Origin of the sequence: Streptomyces sannanensis, assembly GCF_039536205.1 — a bacterium.
GTDB lineage: Bacteria > Actinomycetota > Actinomycetes > Streptomycetales > Streptomycetaceae > Streptomyces > Streptomyces sannanensis.
Genome location: NZ_BAAAYL010000001.1, coordinates 6877312 through 6897183, shown reverse-complemented (window position 1 = coordinate 6897183; position 19872 = coordinate 6877312). Strand labels below are relative to the sequence as shown.

At 71.3% G+C, this 19872-nt stretch carries 17 protein-coding genes and 1 pseudogene; 8 read left to right on the top strand and 10 right to left on the bottom strand.

Annotation, left to right across the window (positions count from 1 at the left end; genetic code table 11):
* Positions 1–54: 54 nt before the first annotated feature.
* The gene (locus ABD858_RS32205; RefSeq protein WP_345034191.1) at positions 55–1179 is read left to right on the top strand and encodes a sensor histidine kinase; all 1125 of its coding nucleotides are present in this window, start codon (positions 55–57) and stop codon (positions 1177–1179) included.
* On the top strand, positions 1176–1838 hold the full coding sequence (locus ABD858_RS32200) for a response regulator (protein WP_345034192.1): 663 nt from the start codon (positions 1176–1178) through the stop codon (positions 1836–1838). The genes ABD858_RS32205 and ABD858_RS32200 overlap by 4 nt, the downstream gene beginning before the upstream one ends.
* Positions 1839–1998: 160 nt before the next feature.
* Here the strand turns inward: ABD858_RS32200 and ABD858_RS32195 are convergent, their stop codons facing one another.
* From ABD858_RS32195 to ABD858_RS32185, 3 genes are all read right to left on the bottom strand, one after another.
* Complete coding sequence (locus ABD858_RS32195; RefSeq protein ID WP_345034194.1) at positions 1999–3231, bottom strand: cytochrome P450; 1233 nt, start codon at positions 3229–3231, stop codon at positions 1999–2001.
* A gap of 89 nt (positions 3232–3320) precedes the next feature.
* Positions 3321–4712 carry an NAD(P)/FAD-dependent oxidoreductase gene (locus ABD858_RS32190; protein WP_345034196.1) on the bottom strand — a complete coding sequence of 464 codons (1392 nt, stop codon included), beginning with the start codon at positions 4710–4712 and terminating at the stop codon, positions 3321–3323.
* Entirely contained in the window at positions 4709–4957 is a 249-nt protein-coding gene (locus ABD858_RS32185) for a ferredoxin (RefSeq protein ID WP_345034198.1), read from the bottom strand. The genes ABD858_RS32190 and ABD858_RS32185 overlap by 4 nt, the downstream gene beginning before the upstream one ends.
* A gap of 249 nt (positions 4958–5206) precedes the next feature.
* Here ABD858_RS32185 and ABD858_RS32180 point away from each other — a divergent pair, with 249 nt between their 5' ends.
* Complete coding sequence (locus ABD858_RS32180) at positions 5207–5908, top strand: ribonuclease H family protein (RefSeq protein WP_345034201.1); 702 nt, start codon at positions 5207–5209, stop codon at positions 5906–5908.
* 58 nt (positions 5909–5966) lie between these two features.
* A pseudogene (locus tag ABD858_RS32175) lies at positions 5967–6233 on the top strand (cytochrome P450); the annotation flags it as partial.
* Between the two features lie 215 nt (positions 6234–6448).
* Here the strand turns inward: ABD858_RS32175 and secD are convergent.
* From secD to ABD858_RS32155, 4 genes are all read right to left on the bottom strand, one after another.
* Positions 6449–8686, bottom strand: a complete 2238-nt coding sequence (secD, locus tag ABD858_RS32170; protein ID WP_345034203.1) for a protein translocase subunit SecD — start codon at positions 8684–8686, stop codon at positions 6449–6451.
* A gap of 45 nt (positions 8687–8731) precedes the next feature.
* Positions 8732–9181, bottom strand: a complete 450-nt coding sequence (locus ABD858_RS32165) for a hypothetical protein (RefSeq protein ID WP_345034204.1) — start codon at positions 9179–9181, stop codon at positions 8732–8734.
* 94 nt (positions 9182–9275) lie between these two features.
* On the bottom strand, positions 9276–9941 hold the full coding sequence (locus ABD858_RS32160; protein ID WP_345034207.1) for a response regulator: 666 nt from the start codon (positions 9939–9941) through the stop codon (positions 9276–9278).
* Entirely contained in the window at positions 9938–10891 is a 954-nt protein-coding gene (locus tag ABD858_RS32155; protein WP_345034209.1) for a HAMP domain-containing sensor histidine kinase, read from the bottom strand. Before ABD858_RS32155 ends, ABD858_RS32160 begins: the two co-directional genes overlap by 4 nt.
* 349 nt (positions 10892–11240) lie before the next feature.
* Here ABD858_RS32155 and ABD858_RS32150 point away from each other — a divergent pair, with 349 nt between their 5' ends.
* Positions 11241–11567 carry a TraR/DksA family transcriptional regulator gene (locus ABD858_RS32150; RefSeq protein WP_345034211.1) on the top strand — a complete coding sequence of 109 codons (327 nt, stop codon included), beginning with the start codon at positions 11241–11243 and terminating at the stop codon, positions 11565–11567.
* 15 nt (positions 11568–11582) lie between these two features.
* On the top strand, positions 11583–11891 hold the full coding sequence (locus ABD858_RS32145; RefSeq protein WP_345034212.1) for a TraR/DksA family transcriptional regulator: 309 nt from the start codon (positions 11583–11585) through the stop codon (positions 11889–11891).
* 268 nt (positions 11892–12159) lie between these two features.
* Here ABD858_RS32145 and ABD858_RS32140 read toward each other — a convergent pair whose 3' ends face one another.
* A complete protein-coding gene (locus ABD858_RS32140; RefSeq protein ID WP_345034214.1) occupies positions 12160–13305 on the bottom strand; it encodes an ROK family protein in 1146 nt (381 codons plus the stop codon).
* Positions 13306–13407: 102 nt separating this feature from the next.
* On the bottom strand, positions 13408–14871 hold the full coding sequence (gene xylB / locus ABD858_RS32135) for a xylulokinase (RefSeq protein ID WP_425586137.1): 1464 nt from the start codon (positions 14869–14871) through the stop codon (positions 13408–13410).
* A gap of 108 nt (positions 14872–14979) precedes the next feature.
* Between xylB and xylA the strand changes: the two genes are divergently transcribed.
* Positions 14980–16152: a xylose isomerase gene (xylA, locus tag ABD858_RS32130; protein ID WP_345034218.1), complete on the top strand. Its 1173-nt coding sequence runs from the start codon at positions 14980–14982 to the stop codon at positions 16150–16152.
* 149 nt (positions 16153–16301) lie between these two features.
* Here xylA and ABD858_RS32125 read toward each other — a convergent pair whose 3' ends face one another.
* Entirely contained in the window at positions 16302–18113 is a 1812-nt protein-coding gene (locus ABD858_RS32125) for an ABC transporter ATP-binding protein (protein ID WP_345034219.1), read from the bottom strand.
* 455 nt (positions 18114–18568) lie between these two features.
* Here ABD858_RS32125 and ABD858_RS32120 point away from each other — a divergent pair, with 455 nt between their 5' ends.
* Positions 18569–19684: a GNAT family N-acetyltransferase gene (locus ABD858_RS32120; RefSeq protein ID WP_345034222.1), complete on the top strand. Its 1116-nt coding sequence runs from the start codon at positions 18569–18571 to the stop codon at positions 19682–19684.
* The last annotated feature ends 188 nt before the right edge of the window (positions 19685–19872 follow it).

Sequence of the window (19872 nt, the reverse complement as noted above, 5' to 3'; positions counted from 1 at the left end):
CCGCTCGTCCGCAAGCAGGACTCACCCGCAGCGACATCCGGTTAGGGTGCGCGCATGAGTACAGGACGGTTCCGTGTCCCGGCCGATGTCAGAGACTGGGCGATCGCCGTCGGCGTGGCGGTGGCGCTGCTGGCCACCGGGCTGTCCGGGCAGCACTCCGCCACGAACCTCGACCTGCTCGGCTACGCGCTACTCACGGCCGGAGGCCTGGCGCTGGCCGCGCGCCGCCGCGCTCCGGTTCCCGTCCTGACCGTCACCGGGCTGTGCGCGGTGGGTTACCAGGCGGCCGGTTTCGACGTGCCCGCCGTCGCCTACCTGTTCGCGGTGTACGCCGCCATGCGGGCGGGACACCGCACCATCACGGTGGCGGCGAGCGTAACCATGCTGGCCGCTCTCCCCCTCGCGGCCCTGGCCTCCCTGAACGACACGGGTGAGGCCTTCGCGCAGGCCCGCGGGGCCCTCGAGGTGGCCTGGCTGATTGCGGCCGGCGCCGCGGGGGAGGCGCTGCGGCAGGCCGAGCGGCGGGCGGACGAAGCAGAGCGCACCCGGGAGGAGACCGCGCGGCGCCGCGCCGACGAAGAGCGGCTGCACATCGCGCGGGAACTGCACGATTCGCTCACCCACCAGATCTCGATCATCAAGGTGCAGTCCGAAGTCGCCGTCCATGTGGCCCGCAGGCGTGGCGAACAGGTGTCGGAGGCCCTGCTGGCGATCCAGGAGGCCGGACGTGAGGCGAGCCGGGAACTGCGTGCGACCCTGGAGGCCCTGCGCGACGACGACACGACCCCGCCGCACGGGCTCGACCACATCCCGGAACTGGTGGAGCGGGCCGGCAGGGCCGGCCTGGAGGCGACGCTGACGATCGAAGGACAGCGGCACGACGTGCCGGCCGCGGTGGGCCGGACCGCCTACCGGATCGTGCAGGAGTCGCTCACCAACATCGCCCGCCACGCCGCCGCCGCTACCGCGTCGATCCGGATCGACTACCGGCCCGACGCCCTCGCGATACGCGTCGATGACGACGGCAAGGCCACGCCGGACACCGCGCCGACGCCCGGCATCGGGCTGCTCGGCATGCGCGAACGAGTCACCGCCCTCGGCGGCAGGCTTCGCGCCGAACCGCTCAGCGAGCACGGCTTCACCGTTCAGGCCGAACTCCCCGTGGACCGGACGTCATGATCCGCGTCCTGCTGGTCGACGACCAGCCGCTCATTCGCAGCGGATTCCGCGCGCTCCTCGACCTTGAGGACGACATCGAGGTGGTGGCCGAGGCTGCCGACGGGAAGGAAGGCCTGGCTCTGATCAGGGAACACCTGCCCGACATCGCTCTCATCGACATCCAGATGCCGGTCGTCGACGGCATAGAGGCGACCCGGCGCATCGCCGCGGACCCTGCCCTGGCCCGGGTGCACGTCGTCATCCTGACCAACTACGGCTTGGACGAATACGTCTTCGACGCGCTGCGCGCCGGCGCTGCCGGATTCCTCGTCAAGGACATCGTGCCGGAAGACTTCCTGCACGCCGTACGCGTCGCCGCGCGCGGCGACGCCCTGCTCGCTCCCTCGATCACCCGCAAGCTCATCAACAGGTACATCGCCCAGCCGGTCAACACCAGCACCGGCACCGGGCTGGAAAAGCTGACCAGCCGCGAACGCGAGGCCGTCGCCCTGGTCGCACAGGGCCTGTCCAACGACCAGATCGCCGACCACATGGTGATCAGCCCACTGACCGCAAAAACCCACATCAATCGGGCCATGGCCAAGCTCGACGCCCGCGACCGCGCCCAACTCGTGGTCCTCGCCTACGAATCCGGCCTGGTAGCCCCACGCAACCACTGAAGGGCCCGCAACCCGCCATGACTTTTGGGCTCACCTCGGCCGGACCCCTTCGTACACCTGCGCCGGGCACCCCGAGGTCTTAGAAGGGCGCGCACCGGCCCCATCTCGCCGAGGCGGCGTCCGGTCCGCCCCGGCGAACGCGTCGTCGGTGCGGCCGGGTTCAGGGCCGGATGCCGTCGCAGGCGAAGTGCAGATGGCGTGGGCCGCGCAGGACGGCGCTCTGGCGGTAGGGGGGCGGGTCCTCCAGCAGGCGGGGGTTGTCGAGCCTGCGGGCCAGCTCGGTCAGCGCGATCTGTGCCTCCAACCGGGCGAGCGGCGCGCCGAAGCAGGCGTGGATGCCGCTGCCGAACCCGAGATGCTGGATGTCCTTGCGGTCCGGGTCGAACCGGTCGGGGTCGGTGAAGCGTTCCGGGTCCCGGTTGCCGGAGGCCAGTACGAGCCAGAGCGACGCGCCCTTGGGGATGGTGACGCCGGAGACCTCGATGTCCGCGATCGTGGTGCGCTGCGGGATCAACTGCACCGGCGGCTCGTAGCGAAGTAGTTCCTCGACGAGCGGGACGGCGAGACCGGGTTCGTTCCGCAGCCGCTGAAGGACCTCCGGGTGGCGCATCAGGGTGAGCATGCCGTTGGTGATGAGGTTGACCGTCGTCTCATGGCCGGCGATCAGCAGCAGGACCGAGGTGCTGAGTACCTCCATGGTCGTCATGGTCCCGTCCGGGCCCTTGCCGGTCACCAACTCGGAGAGCATGTCCTCACCGGGCTTGCGACGGCGTTCCTCGACCAGTCCGGCCAGGTACATGCCCAGCTCGTTCCGAGCCTGTTGGGTGGTGCGGTCCCGCTCGGTCGGATCCTCACCCGGAACGGGGTCCAGGCTGGCCGCGATGATGTCGGCCCAGGTACGGAAGTGCGCCTCGTCCTCGCGCGGAACCCCGAGCAGCCGGCAGATCACGGTCACGGGAAACGGGTAGGAGAACTGTTCGACCAGATCGATCCGGTCCGTGTTCCCGAGGCCGTCGATGAGGTCGGTGACGATCGCGTGGAGTGCGTCGCGCATGTCGTGAATACGGCGCGGGGTGTGCGGAGGCCCGAAGGAGCGCATCGCCATCCGGCGCAGCCGGTCGTGTTCCGGTGGATCGAGCCGGATGAAGCTGGGCGGCAGGGACGTCTCCTCCAGCGGCGTCGCACCGTAGCCACCGGTCGTGGCGAGGTTCCGGGCGTCGGAGCTGGTCCGCGGATCATGGAGCAGGCTCTGGATCTCCCAGTAGGTGCTGACGAGGTACGGGCCGTCCTCGTCGCGGAGCACCGGCGTCCTGCGGAGCTCCTTGTACAGGGGGTAGGGGTCGGCGCGGTTGGCGTAATCGGTGATCTGCCGCAGGAGCGAGGCTTGCGTCATGACGGTCCTTGGTGGCGTGGGCCCGGCCGGCGTCGCCGGAGACATGCCGGGCGGTGGATGCGGCTCTGCCGGCCTCGGGCGGCGGGCGGTCAGCGGCCGGGGGTGAAGGTGAGCCGGCGGTCGGCCGGCGAGTAGCCGCTGAGGGTGACGGTCGGGCCGTGCGTGGGCACCGAGGGGTCGGGAAAGTCGGCCGGGACCGGATGCCGTCCCTCGGGGCGGCGGTCCACGGTCGGAAACGGCGGCGGGAACGGTGCGGTGGTCTCGATCAGATGCTGGTAGAACTGCAGCCACCGCGACTGGTCGAAGGCCACGGCGCCGATGACGCGGTTCTGGTAGCCGTACACAGCGGTGAACCTGCCCTCGGCGAGCGACCCTTGTGCGACAAGGAGCTCCTCGCCCATGGACGGCACGCCCACCGACTTGATGTTCACCCCGAACTGGGAGGACCAGAAGGCCGGCACCCACATGTGCGGCCGGCGGTCGACGCTGACGCTGATCATGTTGTGCGCGGCGACCTCGGCCTGTGTCACCGCGTTGCCCCAGTGTTCGAGGGAGAGGAACTGGTATCCGAACAGCGGGTGAGGGGACCGCGCCACATCACCGGCCACGTAGATGTCGTCGGTGACGATGCCCCGGAAGTCGAAGGCCCGGCAGCCCGCGTCGCAGGCGATGCCCCGGGGGCCGGCGCCGAGATCGGATCCGGCCAGCCATTCGGTGTTCCGGGTCGCGCCGAGCGAGACGACCACCACGTCCGCCTCGACTTTGGCGTCGTCGGACAGATGGGCCGCGCGCACGCGGCCTGTCGAGTCGCCCTCCAGACGGGTGACCATCACACCGCAGCGCAGGTCCACTCCGTGCTCCCGCTGCATGCGAGCGGCCACTTCGCCGATCACACCGCCCAGCGGGCCGACCAGGGGCGCGGCCGCGCGTTCCGCGACGGTGACCGGGAGCCCTTGCTCCCGGCAGGCGGAGGCAATCTCCGAACCGGTGAAACCGGCGCCGATCACGAACACCCGGCGGGGTCCGCCCGCGAGCCGGCGGTGCAGTTCGACAGCATCGTCGCGCGTGCGCAGCACGAAGACCCCGTCGAGCTCCGCTTCCTCCTTGCGTGGCCACGGCCGGGCCCGCACGCCGGTCGCGATCAGCAGCCGGTCGTACTCCACCTCGTCGCCGTCGGCCAGCCGTACCCGCCTGGCCGCCATGTCCAGCCCGGTGGCCGCGACACCGAGCCGCCACCGCGCGTCGATGGCCCGGCGCCGGGGCAGCGCGGTGTGCTCGGCGGACGCCTTGCCCAGCAGGACCTGCTTGGACAGCGGCGGCCGGTCGTACGGTTCGTACGGTTCGTCGCCGATCATCGTGAGCGAACCCGCGAAGCCTTCCTCGCGCAGGGTCTCCGCCGCCCTCAGACCGGCCAGGGAGGCGCCCACGATGACGATCCGTCCCTCGCGCTTGAGCCATTCGACATATCCGTCACCGGTCACCGGACGCCCCCCTCCCCCGCCACGGCGGACCTGCCGCCCTTCTCGCCTGATTCATCCAGTTGATCCACCAGAATGGCCTGGACCGGACACGCCTTCACGGCGCGCATCACATCGTCGCGCTGCGCGTCGTCGGCCCTTGGGTTGTAGGACAGCGCCTCCTCGCCGTGCATGGCGAAGACATCGGGCGCGAGGAACGCGCACTGCGCGTATCCCTGGCATCGGTTCAGGTCCACGACGAGTCTCATCAAGGCCCCGTCCTTCCAGTCGATTTCCCCACGCCAGCATGGGAGCGCCAGTGCGTCTCCGCTTTCCGGGTGAGCCGAACGAGTGATCGGGCGAACGCGGCGGCGTGGCCCGTCGGGAGATCCGCTCCGGTGACCGGCGAGCGGCCACTCCCCCGTCCACGCCGCCCAAGCCTCGCGGGTGACGCCCTCCCACTTCGACCAAACGATTGTTAGGGAAGGGTCGGTCCGCGGCACTGACATGATCGTGGGATGTCTGAACGCATCATTGCCGCCTGTGACGGGGCTTCGAAGGGCAACCCGGGACCCGCCGGATGGGCATGGGTCATCGCGGATGCCCAGGGCAACCCGGAGCGCTGGGAGGCCGGACCTCTCGGAAGGGCCACCAACAACGTCGCCGAACTCACCGCTCTGGAGCGTCTGCTGGAGGCGGTGCCCGCCGGGACGGCCGTCGAGGTGCGGATGGACTCCCAGTACGCCATGAAGGCCGTCACCCAGTGGCTGCCGGGCTGGAAGCGCAACGGCTGGAAGACCTCCGGCGGCAGCCCCGTCGCCAACCGCGAGCTCGTCGAGCGCATCGACGTGCTGCTGGCCGGCCGGGAAGTGGAGTTCCGCTACGTGCCCGCGCATCAGGAGGACGGCGACCGGCTGAACGCGATCGCCGACCAGGCCGCCAGCGACGCGGCCGCGCGGCAGCAGGCGGCCGGCACGGCACTCGGCGACGCCGGCCTCCCCGAGCCCGCACCGGCCCGCAGCGCCCCGTCGCGCACCCGGTCCGCGTCGGCGAAGAAGCGGGCCTACGGCACGCAGCGGAGCGGCTCCGCGTCCGGCGGTGGCGTGCGGACCATCAAGGCGAAGTTCCCGGGCCGCTGCGCCTGCGGCCGGCAGTACGGGGCCGGCGAGGCGATCACCAAGCTCGACCAGGGCTGGGGCCACCCGGGCTGCGCCGCCTGAGAGAACGGGTGACCGTGAACGCCCGCACCCGGCGTGGGCACCCCGGTACGGTCGATGTGTGACCGACGCGTTCGGCGCCTGGTCGGCCGACTTCGTCGCCGGCCCCTGCCCGGCCTGTGCGGAGCTCGTGCACTGGTTCGAACCGGCCCGGCAGTGGCTCGAACCGCCACACGCGGGCGTCAGCGCACTGCTCCGCGACCGCCGGCTGGGGCGAACGTATCTGCACCGCTTCACGCACGAGGAGTTCGGCTGCACCCCGCCGCCCGAGCACGAGCCGTTCCATGTCCTCAACGACCACGGGATGCTGGACCTGGACCATCGGCGCCCCGCCGGCGCGGGTCGAACCGGCGACTTCCTTCCGAGTGTTGCTATGGGACGCGCCGACGATGCGGCTCGCGGCGGAGCCGGATTGGGGGCGCGGTTTCGTGATCCGCGGGCCCAAGGAGCTCCTCGTGGAGCTGTGAGCCGCCGGCGAACCGGTCCGGGGCGATGACGCCGGCGGCGGCGTCATCGCCCCGGACACCTGTCAGGAAAGGGACCTCACTTCCTGCCGGCGCGGGCCTGGAGTTCGATGGCCAGGGGTGCCGCGGTGAACATCGACGAGTAGGTGCCTACGACGATTCCGATGAGCAGCGCGAGGGCGAAGTCGGTCAGCGAGTCGCCACCCAGCACGGCGAGGGCGGACAGGATGAACACCGCACCCATGCCGGTGTTGACGGTGCGCGGCACGGTCTGGAGGATCGCGGTGTTGGCGATGCGCGCGAAGGGTGTCCTGCGATTGTCGGCCGACAGCTCTCTGATCCGGTCGAAGACGACCACGGAGTCGTTGACCGAGTAACCGATCACGGTCAGCAGGGCGGCCAGGAAGACCCCGTCGATGGGTTTGCCGAACCAGGCGAAGACACCGACGAGGATGAGCGCGTCATGGGCCATCGCGACGACCGCGGAAGTGGCGAGCGTCCAGCGGAACCGGATCCCGAGGTAGAGCAACTGAGCGCCCAGGGCCACGACGAGTGCGATGGCGGCGCCCCGTCGCAGCTCTTCACCGAGGCTGGGGCCGATCAGCTCGTCGCGGACCTTCTCCGTTTTCCCGCCGAGGCCGGCGATGGTCTCGCTGACCTTCGCCTCCTCGGCGTTGGACAGCTTGCTGGTGCGCACGGTGAGGTCGCCGTCCCCGGAGGTGTGTACGACGGCGCGAGGGAAACCGGCGTCGGCGAGCGCGTCCCGGGCACGGTCGACATCCACGGGTGCGGTGGTGGAGTACTCGATCAGCCGTCCGCCGGTGAACTCCACCCCGAAGTTGAGTCCCCGGACCGCGATGCCGGAGGTGGCCAGGACGAGTGCCACGGCGGAACCCGCCAGCCAGCGCCGCCGGTGGCGCATCAGATCGGGATCGCGGCGGGTGAGCCAGTCGCGGACCTTCCCGGTGGTGGTGATGCCGGAGACGCCGGGGCGCCGCCGAACGGCGCGTCGGGCGACGGCGTATTCGGCGAGGAGCCGCGTGATGACCAGGGCGCTGAGCATGGAGGCGAGGACGCCGATGGTCAGGGTGACCCCGAAGCCGCGGACGGGTCCGGAAGCGAGGAAGAACAGCAGTCCGGCGGCGATGAGCGTGGTGATGTTGGAGTCGGCGATGGCACTGAAGGCGTTGCGGAATCCGGCGGCCAGGGCGGAGCGCAGGCTCTTGCTCCTTCGGGCCGTGTACTCCTCACGGGCCCGTTCGAAGACGAGCACGTTGGCGTCCACGGCCATGCCGATCGCGAGGACGAAACCGGCCAGACCGGGGAGGGTGAGGGTGGCGCCGAGGGCGGCCAGGGCCGCGTAGGAGATGACCCCGTAGCAGGCCAGGGCCAGGGTGGCCAGGCCGCCGAGGAGCCGGTACACGACCATGAGGAACAGCGAGGTCAGTACGGTGCCGATGATGGCGGCCTGGGCGCTGGCCTCGATGGCCTCGGCGCCGAGGGTGGGGCCGACGGTGCGCTGTTCGATCATCTCCACCGGTACCGGGAGAGCGCCGCCGTTCACGAGCAGGGCCAGCTCCTTTGCCTCGTCGGGGCTGAAGTTGCCGGTGATCTCCGTGGATCCGCCGCTGATGCCGGTGCGGCAGGCGACAGTCGGGGAGACCTGGGGCGAGGAGATGACTTTGTCGTCCAGGACGATCGCGACCCGGCGGGTGGGATCGTCGGCCGGGGCGCAGGCGGCCTTGCCTGTCAGATCGGCCCACAGATCCTTGCCCCGGCCCTCGAAGTCGACGGTGACGAACCAGCCGACGCCTCTTTGGGGATCGGTGAGGGCTTCGGCGCCGCCGACGTCCGCGCCGGTGAGAGCGGACGGGCCCAGGCGCAGCGGCTGCCCGGATTCATCGGGGAGAACCCGCTCCTCGGAGCTCTTGGGGCGCGGCTCGGGCGAGGGGGCGGCGGGGTCGGCCGGGCCGAGGACGGGGTGGAAGGTGAGCTGGGCCGTGCGGCCGAGGACATCGGCGGCCTTGCGCGGGTCCTGGACTCCGGGCAGCTCGACGATGATCCGGTTGTCTCCGGAACGAGCGAGAGTGGGTTCTGCCACGCCGAGCGCGTCGACGCGGCGCCGGAGCACCTCCAGGGTGCGGTCGGTGGCCTCGGCGTCGGCCTTGGCCGTGGGGGAATCACGGGTTTCCAGCACGATCTGGGTGCCGCCTCGCAGATCGAGGCCGAGGCGGGCGGGAACGGTCAGGGTGATGTAGACGGACAGTGCGAGTACGGCAAGGGCGAACAACGCCCGCACGCGTGTGGCGCGTGTCAAGGATTGCCTCCAGCAGGCGTGCCGCGGCCGCGGTGGCGGGCGCGGTCAGGAGTCAGGGGGACGTCGGATGCCTGCGGAGGGCGGCGGTGCCCGCCCGGTGTGACACGCGGTGTGCTGGGGCTGTGCGGCGGTGTCCGGCGCGGGCGGTGGCGGCCGCTGGCACGGGGGCCGGAAGAAGACGGAGCCGACCGCGATGGATACGCCGACAGGGTGCGAGGCGACCCGCTCGTCCAGGGTGGCCCGGAACACGCGTGGCGACGTACCGCAGTCGGCGGTGCACAGGTCGTCGGCGTCGGTGCCGTGGGAGAGGATCTCGGCCGCTGCCGTGCGGTCGCCGGACGCGGTCGCCGTGGATGCGCCGGGACCGAGGGCCAGGGTTCCCAGAACTCCCAGCAGACAGAGGAGGCCGACAAGGACGGCCAGTTTCCCCGGCAGCAGGCCGCGGAGACGTGCCGGGCGCCGGGCGGTGGCGGAGGCCGCGCGAGCGCGGGGCATGCGGCCTCCTCTTCTCGGACATGGACGTGGCTGCGGGTTCGGGTACTCGGGTGTGGGCGGCCCGCAGTCGCCCCGGGGCTGCACGGGCGGCAGGTCAGGGTTCGATCAGGCCGGCCCGGATGGCGTAGCGGGTCAGCTCCAGACGGTCGCGCAGGCCGAGTTTCTGCAGCAGGTTGGCCCGGTGACGCTGGACGGTCTTGATGCTGATGACCAGCGTTTCCGCGATCTCCTTGGAGGAGTTGCCCTCGGCGATGAGCTTGAGGACCTCCTCCTCGCGTACGGTCAGGACCGTGTCCGGTACCTCCTCGCCGTGCCGGACACGGTCGAGGTAGTTGCGGATGAGAGCGGTGACCGCGCCGGGGTAGAGGAAAGGTTCACCGCGCTTCGCCGCCCGGCAGGCCGCGACCAGATCCTGGTCGGCGACGGACTTCAGGACGTACCCGGAGGCGCCGGCCTTGAGGGCCTGGAAGAAGTACTGCTCGTTGTCGTACATCGTCAGCATGAGGATGCGCAGGCCGGGCTGGAGCGCGGACAGTTCCCGCGCGGCCTGGAGACCCGTCATCCGGGGCATGGCCACGTCGAGGACGGCCAGGTCGACGCTGTGGGTACGGGCCATGGCGATGGCCTCCGCGCCGTCGCCTGCCTCGGCGACGACCTGGAGGTCGGGTTCGCTGTCCAGAATGAGCCGCACGCCCCGGCGGACCAGCGCGTGATCGTCGGCGAGAAGGATGCGGGTGACAGCCGTATCGGTCAAGGTCATGCGCCCTTCTCGGCGGTGGGCACCGACAGGGACACACACGTGCCGCCCGCCGGGCCGGGTTCGATGTCCAGCGTGGCGCCCACCAGCAGGGCGCGTTCACGCATGCCGCGGATGCCGGCGCCCTCGTGGGCGAGCCCGATACCGCGGCCGTCGTCGCCGATGCGCAGCACCACAGCGGTGGGGGTGCTGTGCAGGGCCAGCTCGGCGTGTTCCGCCTCGGCGTGGCGGGCGATGTTGGTCAGACCTTCCTGGGCGACGCGGTAGAGCACCAGTTCCGTCTCCCGGTCCAACAGCGGCAGGTCCGCGTCGAACCGGCGCCTGACGTCCAGCCCGGTATGGGTGGCGAAATCGGTGGTCAACGACGTCAGCGCGCTGACCAGGCCGAGGTCCTCCAGCACACCGGGGCGCAGTCTGCGGGCGAGCCTGCGGACTTCGTCGAGGCTCTCACGTGTGATCTCCTGCGCCTGCTGCAGCTCCGCGCGCAGGGGCTCGGGCGCCCGGTCCGCCGCTCGCTTCAGCCCCAGCAGCACCGCGGTCAGGCTCTGGCCGACCTCGTCGTGGAGTTCCTGCGCTATACGGCGCCGCTCGGACTCCTGGGCGGACAGGACCCGGGCGTTACTGGTGGCGCGTTCGGCCTCCAGCCGGTCGAGCATGTCGTTGAAGGTGCGGATCACCTCGGCGACCCCGCCCTGGGCGGGCACGGGCAGCCGCTGGCCGGGGCGGAGCAGGTCCACCGTGGTCATCAGTCCGGCGAGCCGGTCCAGCGGGGCCAGTCCGATACGCAGCAGGGCGGCATTGGCGACCAGCATGATGCCCAGACCACCGACCAGGATGACGGCTTCGGTGAGCAGCACCGGCACCGAGACGGTCACCGGCGCCCACAGCAACAGCGCTGTGGCCGAGCCGAGCACCAGGGCGTTGAGCCCGAAGATCCGCCAGAACAAGGACACGGGGTGTCAAGCCTCCTTCGTCGTCACGATCCCCACCACTATCTGCTACGCGTCACCGAGCGCCGGCCCCGGGTCGGACTCGCTCGTGTATCGGGACAATCCAGCGTTCGCAGCCGCCTGCCCCCTGCTGCGGCCAGCTTGCCCGGTCCTGGCCGCCGCAGTCGATGGGATACGGCACCCATCCGGGACCGTCCGGTGCGCCCCCGCCCCCGGCCGCCTGCACTCCTCGTCCCCCCGGAAATGGGTGCTGCGACCGATGGCCGCGGATCGGCCGGACGACCAGGGTGGAGTCTGAACCACCCGGTGCCGACCATCCGTGGCCACCGGTTCCGCAGAAAGGAACGCACTGATGACGCTCGACACGGACCGCCCCGGCCCCCGTCCCGAACGCTTCATCGCGCCCGAGGTCCGTCAGCGCCTCGAGCACGAGCGCAACTCCCGGCTCGCCCAGCTCAGTGCGATCGAGGAGGCCGGGCCCGAGGCCGCCGACGACCTCATGAAGGCGCAGAAGACCTCCCTCAAGCGTGTGCTGAAGCAGATCGACACCGCCTTCGAGCGTCTCCAGGACGGCAGCTACGGGACCTGTCAGGACTGTGCCAAGCCCATCCCGGTCGAACGGCTGGAGATCCTGCCGTACACGAGCTGCTGCGTCGGCTGTCAGCGGCGTACCGGCTGACCGAAGGGTGAAGCCGTGAAGAATCAGGTCGTCGCCGCCAACAACGCGGGCCTGGCCCCCGAGGACCTCGCCACACTGCGCGAGAGCCTGCATGAGCAGCGTCTCTTCCGCCTGGAGCAGCTTCGGACCGACGTCCACGTCCGGCCGACCGCCTCCGCCCGCATGGTCCTCACCGATGTGGAAGCGGCCCTGGATCGGATGGACCAGGACCGGTACGGCAACTGCCATCTGTGCACGCGCCCCATCACCCTGCGGCGACTGAAGATCGTGCCGCAGGCCCGCTACTGCACCCGCTGCCAGCAGGTCCGGGACGCGGGTCGGTGACACGGTCGCGCGACGCGAACCCGGGATCAACAGCGAAAGCCCGCCGAGCCGGAGACGACCTCCGACTCGGCGGGCTTCGTGACGTCCTCTTGTGGGATCGTGAACGCCGTCCTGCCGGCGCCGCTGCCGCTGATCCTGGCGGCCGGGCTGTACGTGGCGCTGCGTATCCGTCGGCAGGACCCCGAGCGGTACGCCTCGGCATCTCAGCACGCGCCCGCACCGCCGGCAGTGGGGGCGGCGGCCGGTCGCGCCGGCAGTCCCTGTCGGATCACGCCCACAGCCCGGCGGGATCCCGCAGGATCCGACGGACCGTCAGCTCGGCGGCCCCCAGGAGGGGTCCACGCCGGCCGAGCGAGGAGGCCCGCAGTGCGAGCGGATCCCATGGGCGGACCGTCACCCTGGCTGCGAGCTCCGACCGCATGGCCGGCAACAGCCAGTCCGCCAACTCCCCGTACGCTCCGCCGAGGACGAGCGCGGACGGGTCGAGCAGATCGACCGCGGACGTGAGTGCGATCCCGAGCGCCGCCCCGGCCCGTTCCAGCGCTGTGAGCGTGCGTCTGTCGTGTGCACGGGCAGCCTCGGTGAGGGCGGTGACCGGGTCGCGCCCGCCCGGCCGCAGTCCGGCGTCGCGGAGTACGGCTCGGACGCCGGCGAACTGCTCCAGGCAGCCGCGCGCGCCGCAGGGGCAGAGCGGCCCGTCGGGGTGCACGGGTACATGCCCGAGTTCGCCGGCGTAGCCGCGGGCCCCGCGGAACAACCGTCCGTCGATCACTATTGCCGCGCCGATGCCCGCCTCGGCGGAGACGTGCACCAGGGTTTCGTCGTCGGTCCCCGCCCACAGCTCGGCCAGGCCACCGAGGTTGGCCTCGTTCTCGATCTCCGGCCGCGGCGTGCCGGTCGGCCAGTGGTCGGCCAGTGCGACACCGTGCCAGCCGAGGTTCGGCGCGTGCTCGATCGTGCCGGAAGCCGGCCCCAGAACGCCGGGCACGGCCATGACGGTGCCGGCCGGGCGCAGCCCGAGGTCGCCGGCCGAGCGGGCGGCGGCCGTGGCGAGCGCGGCCAGGTCCGCGAAGACCTCCGCCGGTGAGCGGTCCCGGTTGTCCACCGGCACGGTCTCCAGGAGGCGGACCTCGCCGCTCAGGTCCACGACGCAGGCCCCGAGACGGGTGATCCCGATCTCCAGCCCGAGCCCCGCGGCTCCGTTCGGGTCAAGTGTCAGTGCGCGGCCCGGGCGGCCGACTCTGCCGTGCGGCGCGCTCTCGCCCTCGACCAGAAGGCCCGCTCCGATCAGCTCGTCCGCCAGGCTGGAGACCGCGGCTCGGGTCAGTCCGGTGTGTCCGGCCACGTCGGCACGCGAAAGCGGGCTCCGTGCGGCGACGGTGGCGAGCACCAGCGCCAGGTTCTGGCGGCGCATCCCCTTCTGGGAGGCCGGCCCGACTGCCTCGGGCGAGCGCCGGCTCGGCAAGGTCTCGGATCCCTTTCCCATCGGCATGGTCGCGGCCCTCGGGCCCCGGCCTCAGCCGGACGTGACGGACCGCTGGAGAGCTCCGGCCCGCCGCAGCGTATCCGCGATCCGCTCCACGGTGTCCACGTCCCTGTCCAACGCTTCGAACAGCGGTCCCTCGGTGGTGCGCCAGCGGCGGGCCACCGCGTCGGCGGATTCCCCGGTGAGGAGTGCGGCCGCCTGGGCCGCGGTGCCGAGTGCGACCAGCTCCTGCGCCCGTGGCACCTGGACCGGCCGTCCGGACAGCCGCTGGACCGTCCGTGGCCAGGCACGTCCGCGGGCGCCGCCGCCGATGAGCAGCAACGGCCGCCGCGGGTCGTCGTCCACGCCACCGGCTCGCAGGACCTCACCCAGCGCGGTGAGCAGCGCGTGGGCCGCACCGTCGTAGGCGGCCTGGAGGAGCTGGCCCGGCGTTGTGTCGTGGCGCAGGCCGTGGATGAGCCCGCTGGCGTCCGGCAGATCGGGCGTGCGCTCGCCGTCCAGGTAGGGCAGCACGACCGCGCTGCCGCCCGCCTCGACCGCTTCGCGGTCCCGTCCGAGCAGGGCCGCGATGCGGTCGACGGCGAGCGTGCAGTTGAGGGTGCAGGCGAGTGGGAGCCAGCCGTACAGCGCGTGGGCGAAGCCGCACACGGTGCCGGTCGTGTCCTGGGGCCGCCCGGCGGTCACCGCGTAGACGGTGCCGGAGGTGCCGAGGCTGAGCACCGGCTGGGCCGGCGCGCGGTCAGCGGCCGGGGCGGGCCCGAGTCCGAGGCCGATCGCGGCGGCCATGTTGTCGCCGGTTCCCGTCGCCACCGGCATTCCGGCGCGCAAGGGGCCGTCCGTGCGTACGAATCCTGCCCGGACACCTGGTTCCAGGACGGTGGGCAGCAGCGACATGTCGAGGCCGATGCGATCGAGGATTCCGGCGTCGTAGCCCGCCGGTGTCCACCAGCCGGTGCCGGAGGCGTCGCCGCGGTCGGTCACGGGCTCGCCGGTCAGACGCTCCGTCAGAAAGTCGTGCGGCAGGCGGACGGCGGCGGTGCGCTCGGCGGCGGCCGGTTCATGAGCGCGCAGCCAGGCCCATTTGGCGGCGGTGAAGGCGGCGGTCGGCACGCTGCCCGTGCGCCGGGCGATCTCCTGTGCGCCGTACGCGGCAGTGAGTTCGACGGCCTGCGGGGCGGAGCGGATGTCGTTCCAGAGCAGCGCGGGCCGTACGGGCCGCCCGGCCCTGTCCAGGGTGACCAGCCCGTGCTGCTGGCCGGCGACCGAGACGGCGGCTGCGCGGTCTGCCCAGCCGGTCCGCGCCACGGCCTCGCCGAGCGCCCTCCACCACTGCTCCGGGTCGCTCTCGCGTCCTGGTCCGCTGCTGACCGTGTGCGCCGCCCGGCCCTGACCGAGCACCGCACCGGTGTCCAGGTCGACGGCAAGGGCTTTGGTGGACTGCGTGGAGCTGTCCACGCCGATCACGACACGGGGTCCGGACAAGGGTCCAACCATGCCTGTGTTCTCCCGACTCATGGGCGTCAGCTGACGTGGGGCTTCCCTCCGCGACTCTCGCACCCTAATTTGTTTTCTGCCATGACTAATAGAGGGGGAGCCATGTCCATGAGCATCGAGCCGCCCGACCCCACCCCCGCGCACAGGTTCACCTTCGGCCTGTGGACCGTCGGCTGGCAGGGCCGCGACCCCTTCGGCGACGCCACCCGCCCGGCCCTCGACCCGGTCGAGACCGTACGGCGGCTGGCCGAACTCGGCGCCTACGGCGTCACCTTCCACGACGACGACCTGATCCCCTTCGGTGCGAGCGACGCCGAACGCGAGCACGCGGTCAAGCGCTTCCGCGCCGCTCTGGACGCGAGCGGTCTGCGCGTGCCGATGGCCACCACCAACCTGTTCACCCACCCCGTCTTCAAGGACGGCGCGTTCACCGCCAACGACCGCGACGTGCGCCGCTACGCCCTGCGCAAGACCATCCGCAACATCGACCTGGCGGTGGAGCTGGGCGCGGCCGTCTACGTCGCCTGGGGCGGACGTGAGGGGGCCGAGTCGGGCGCGGCCAAGGACGTGCGCACCGCGCTCGACCGGCTCAAGGAGGCCTTCGACCTGCTCGGCGAGTACGTCGAGACCCAGGGCTACGACCTGCGCTTCGCCATCGAGCCCAAGCCCAACGAGCCGCGCGGCGACATCCTGCTGCCCACGGTGGGTCACGCCTTGGCGTTCATCGGCGAGTTGGAGCACCCGGATCGCGTCGGCCTCAACCCGGAGGTCGGCCACGAGCAGATGGCCGGGCTCAACTTCCCCCATGGCATCGCCCAGGCGTTGTGGCACGGCAAGCTGTTCCACATCGACCTCAACGGCCAGTCCGGCATCAAGTACGACCAGGACCTCCGCTTCGGCGCGGGCGATGTGCGCCAGGCCTTCTGGCTGGTCGACCTGCTGGAGTCGGCCGGTTACGACGGCCCGCGCCACTTCGACTTCAAGCCACCGCGCACTGAGGACTTCAACGGTGTCTGGGCCTCGGCGGCGGCCTGTATGCGCAACTACCTGCTGCTCGCCGAGCGTGCCCGCGCCTTCCGCGCCGACCCCGACGTCCAGGCCGCCCTGGCCGCCTCCCGCCTGCCCGAACTCGCCGTCCCGACCGCCGAGGACGGCCTCGCCGGACTCCTGACCGACCGGACCGCATTCGAGGAGTTCGACGCCGACACCGCCGCCCGGCGCGGCATGGCCTTCGAGCAGCTGGACCAGCTGGCCATGGAGCACCTGCTCGGCGCGCGCTGAGAGGATCCGCGGACCGCCGGTGTCAGGGGTCGGCTCGGCGGATCGGCTCCTGGTACTGCCGCGCCGCGGCGCCGCCTCGCGGGTTTCGGCGGCCCCGACCTGCGTCACGAGCTCCACGGCCCAGTGCGACGGACCCGCCGGGCTCGCGTTCAGTGCAGGTCGGCCCGCGCGGGGGTGTCGTCGAGGAAGCCGCCCGACTGGTGCTGCCACAGCTTCGCGTAGGCGCCGCCCGACACGAGCAGCTCCTGGTGCGTGCCCTGCTCGACGATCCGCCCGCGGTCGAGGACGACCAGCCGGTCCATGGTGGCGACCGTGCTCAGCCGGTGCGCCACGACGAGCGCCGTACGCCCCTCCATAAGCCGCCACAGCGCCTCCTGGACGAGGATCTCGCTCTCCGAGTCCAGGGCGCTGGTCGCCTCGTCGAGCAGCAGGATCGGCGCGTCGCGCAGGATCGCCCTGGCGAGGGCGACCCGCTGGCGTTGCCCGCCGGACAGCTTGACACCGCGCTCGCCCACCATGGTGTCGAATCCGTCCGGCAGCGCGTCGGCGAACTCCGTCACGTGCGCAGCCTCGGCCGCGCGGCGGAGGTCGGCGTCGGTGGCGTCCGGCCGGGCGAACGCGATGTTGTCCCGCAGGGTGCGGTGGAACATCGCCGGGTCCTGCGGCACGTAGGCAATCAGGCTGCGCAGATCGGCCTGGCGCAGCCTGCTGATGTCCTGACCCCCGATCAGGATCCGGCCTGCGTCGATGTCCGTCATCCGCAGCAGCAGCCGGGTGAGCGTGGTCTTGCCGCCGCCGGACCGGCCGACGAGACCGATCTTCGCTCCACTGGGCACGGCCAGGTCGAGGCCTTCGAAGAGCGGCTCCGCGCCCGCGTGGGCGAAGGTCACCTGCTCGAAGCGGACGTCGGCGGCCCGGGACAGCAGCGGCTCCGGCGACGCCGGGTCGAGCACGGTCGGCGGCTTCAGCAGCAGCTCGGTGAACTGCGCGGCCTCCGTCATCGAACTCTCCAGACGGCGGTAGATCTGGTTGAACTCGAACATGATCCGCGTCGCGTTGGTGTAGTACGTGAAGGCGACCACAACCGCCTCCACGCCGTGCCTGCCCCCGCCCAGCGCGACCGCGAGCAGCAGGCCCAGCGCGTTGGTCAGCACGGACATCGGCGCGACCAGCGTGTCGATGCGCAGGTTGCCGTAGTCCCACGACCGCAGCGTGAGCCGCCGCGACACCGCGACGCGGGACCGGTGCTCGGCGGCCTCGCGTTCCTCGGCTGCGAACGCCCGGACCGTGTCCATGTTCATCAGGCTGTCGGCGACATGGCCCGACACCCGGGCGAACGCCTCCTCGCGCTGGCCGACGAGCGCCTGGCGGCGGCGGATGAGGGGCACCACGCACAGCGCCGTCAGAGCGATCATCGCCAGGAGCCCGACGACGAGCAGCGGTTCGTAGCGCCAGAGGACCACCGACCCGAACACCAGCGGCACGAATCTGCCCACGACCGAGAACGTCAGCGTGTCGACGAACTCCTCGAAGCGGGAGGCGAAGCTCAGGACCCGCTTGGTCAGCGACCCGGCGAAGTTGTCGTGGAAGAACGCGGCGTCCTTGGCGAACAGTTCGTCCATCCCGATCACGTACAGGTGCTCGATGCCGAGGGCATCGAGGCGGTTCAGGCAGTGCAGGCCGATGCGCCACAGCGTCTCCGCGAGCAGCAGAACGCCGGCGAAGCCGAGGACGTAGGGCAGCGTCGAGCCGATGGCGGGACCGGCGTCGTCGGCGATTCGGCCGACGAGCTTCGCGACGAGCAGCGGCGCGATGTAGTTGATGCCGATGTTGCCCAGCGCCGGCAACAGCATCGCGGGCACCGTCAGCCACCGGAGCCGGGCCAACTCCCGTCCGTAGTGACGAAGTGCGAGGAGCACCGGGCCCCTGCCCGGCGCTTCGCGCGATTCAGGAGATCCCATCCCAACCCTGTGTGGTCGTGCGTACGAGTACGGGGAGGCAGGAACTGCAGTGTCCCGCGACAGCGCCCGCGGAGTCCATGTCTTTTCCTCAGCCGACAACCTCGCACACAGGTACGACCCTGCCCTCTGTCGAGTCGGGATCCATGCGGGCCGGAACCAGGCCGACGTCGCCGCCACGCGTCGGAGTCGCCGAGCCGATACCGCCGCAGCACACCCACCGAAACCACGGGCCACCCGAACTCCAGCTCTTCCATTGCGGCACAAGCCTTGACAACTTGCATGCTGTCCCGCGACGTTTGGGCAACGCAGAGCGGCAGGACGCGCACAGCGTGTCAGGGGGGAGCGGGGAGCTATCGCCATGCGATCCTTGAGCAACGGAGTACACCGTGCCTTACCAACCGGTACCGCGACCGGTACGTCCCTCGTGAAACCGGCGGAAAGGCGGTCGGCCTGAGATGGACATCACGGTCCACAGACCCGACCAGCTGAGCGCATCAATTCGTCGGGCCTGGCACCGGGCGATGGACGAGTCGCCGGAATACGCAAACCCTTTCCTGGCACCGGAGTTCGCGATCGGCATCGGCCAGTACCGCAGTCGGGCGCGGGTCGCGGTCCTGCGTGAGAACGGGGAGCCCGTCGGCTTCTTCCCGTACGAGCGCAACTCCTTCGGTGTCGGCCGGGCCATCGGTCTCGGGCTCTCCGACTGCCAGGCCCTCGTGCACCGCCCCGGGATCACCTGGGACACGCAGGAACTAATGCGGGCCTGCGGGCTGTCCATCTTCGAGTTCGACCACCTCGTCGAGGAGCAGAAGCCGTTCGGCAGCTACGTCACGGGGACGTTCGCGTCACCGGTGCTCGACCTGGAGTGCGTTGACAGCGGCTACGCGGAGTGGCTGCGCGGCACGTACCCGGGGCTGGCCAAGACGACGCTGAAGAAGGAACGCCGCCTGGGGCGCGACCTGGGCGAGATGCGGTTCGTCTTCGACGAGCGCGACCCGCGGATGCTGCGCAGGCTCATGCAGTGGAAGTCCGCCCAGTACCGCCGGACGGGGCGGATGGACCGGTTCGCGCGGCCGTGGATCGTCGACCTGGTGAACCATCTGTCCCAGGTCCGCGACGAGCACTTCACCGGGGTGCTGTCGGTGCTGTACGCCGGCGACCGGCCGGTGGCCGCACACTTCGGACCGAGATCGCGCACGGTGTTCGCGGCCTGGTTCACCGCGTACGACCCCGAGTTCCGCTACTACTCGCCCGGGCTGATCATGCACCTTCGGATGGCCGAGGCGGCGGGCCGGCACGGCGTGCGGCTCATGGATCTGGGACGCGGCGACAAGGAATACAAGGACTGGCTCAAGACCCGCGAGCTGCGGGTGGGTGAAGGGTTCGCGACCCGCCCCCACCCGGTGGCGACGGCGCACCGGCTGTGGCGCAGACCGGTGCGCGGCCTGCGGAACACGGTCCTGGCCCATCCCGCGCTGCGCGAACAGGCCGACCGGCTGCTGAAGACGGTCGGCACGCTGCGCACGTCGGGTCCGGTGGACTCCGGCAGGGCGGGACCCCGCGCACGCTGAACAGGCTTCCCCACTCCCGGCCTTCGCACCGCGTCCCCGTCGCCCCCACCGCTGACGCAGCCTCCTCCCCACCCCACGGCGGGCGGCGCGACGGCGAGGGCCCGCCCTGCCGGAAGCCCGGTCTGCCCTGGTCGACGCTCGCGAGAGCGCACTGTGTATGTGTCCCTCGGACGACTTCTGGACGGAAG

Coding starts and splice junctions, on each gene's coding strand:
- ABD858_RS32205 (WP_345034191.1), top strand. CDS start 55: ATGAGTACAGGACGGTTCCGTGTCCCGGCCGATGTCAGAGACTGGGCG.
- ABD858_RS32150 (WP_345034211.1), top strand. CDS start 11,241: ATGACGCTCGACACGGACCGCCCCGGCCCCCGTCCCGAACGCTTCATC.
- ABD858_RS32165 (WP_345034204.1), bottom strand. CDS start 9,181: ATGCCCCGCGCTCGCGCGGCCTCCGCCACCGCCCGGCGCCCGGCACGT.
- ABD858_RS32195 (WP_345034194.1), bottom strand. CDS start 3,231: ATGACGCAAGCCTCGCTCCTGCGGCAGATCACCGATTACGCCAACCGC.
- ABD858_RS32140 (WP_345034214.1), bottom strand. CDS start 13,305: ATGCGCCGCCAGAACCTGGCGCTGGTGCTCGCCACCGTCGCCGCACGG.
- ABD858_RS32180 (WP_345034201.1), top strand. CDS start 5,207: ATGTCTGAACGCATCATTGCCGCCTGTGACGGGGCTTCGAAGGGCAAC.
- ABD858_RS32125 (WP_345034219.1), bottom strand. CDS start 18,113: ATGGGATCTCCTGAATCGCGCGAAGCGCCGGGCAGGGGCCCGGTGCTC.
- xylA (WP_345034218.1), top strand. CDS start 14,980: ATGAGCATCGAGCCGCCCGACCCCACCCCCGCGCACAGGTTCACCTTC.
- xylB (WP_425586137.1), bottom strand. CDS start 14,871: ATGGTTGGACCCTTGTCCGGACCCCGTGTCGTGATCGGCGTGGACAGC.
- ABD858_RS32185 (WP_345034198.1), bottom strand. CDS start 4,957: ATGAGACTCGTCGTGGACCTGAACCGATGCCAGGGATACGCGCAGTGC.
- ABD858_RS32120 (WP_345034222.1), top strand. CDS start 18,569: ATGGACATCACGGTCCACAGACCCGACCAGCTGAGCGCATCAATTCGT.
- ABD858_RS32200 (WP_345034192.1), top strand. CDS start 1,176: ATGATCCGCGTCCTGCTGGTCGACGACCAGCCGCTCATTCGCAGCGGA.
- ABD858_RS32160 (WP_345034207.1), bottom strand. CDS start 9,941: ATGACCTTGACCGATACGGCTGTCACCCGCATCCTTCTCGCCGACGAT.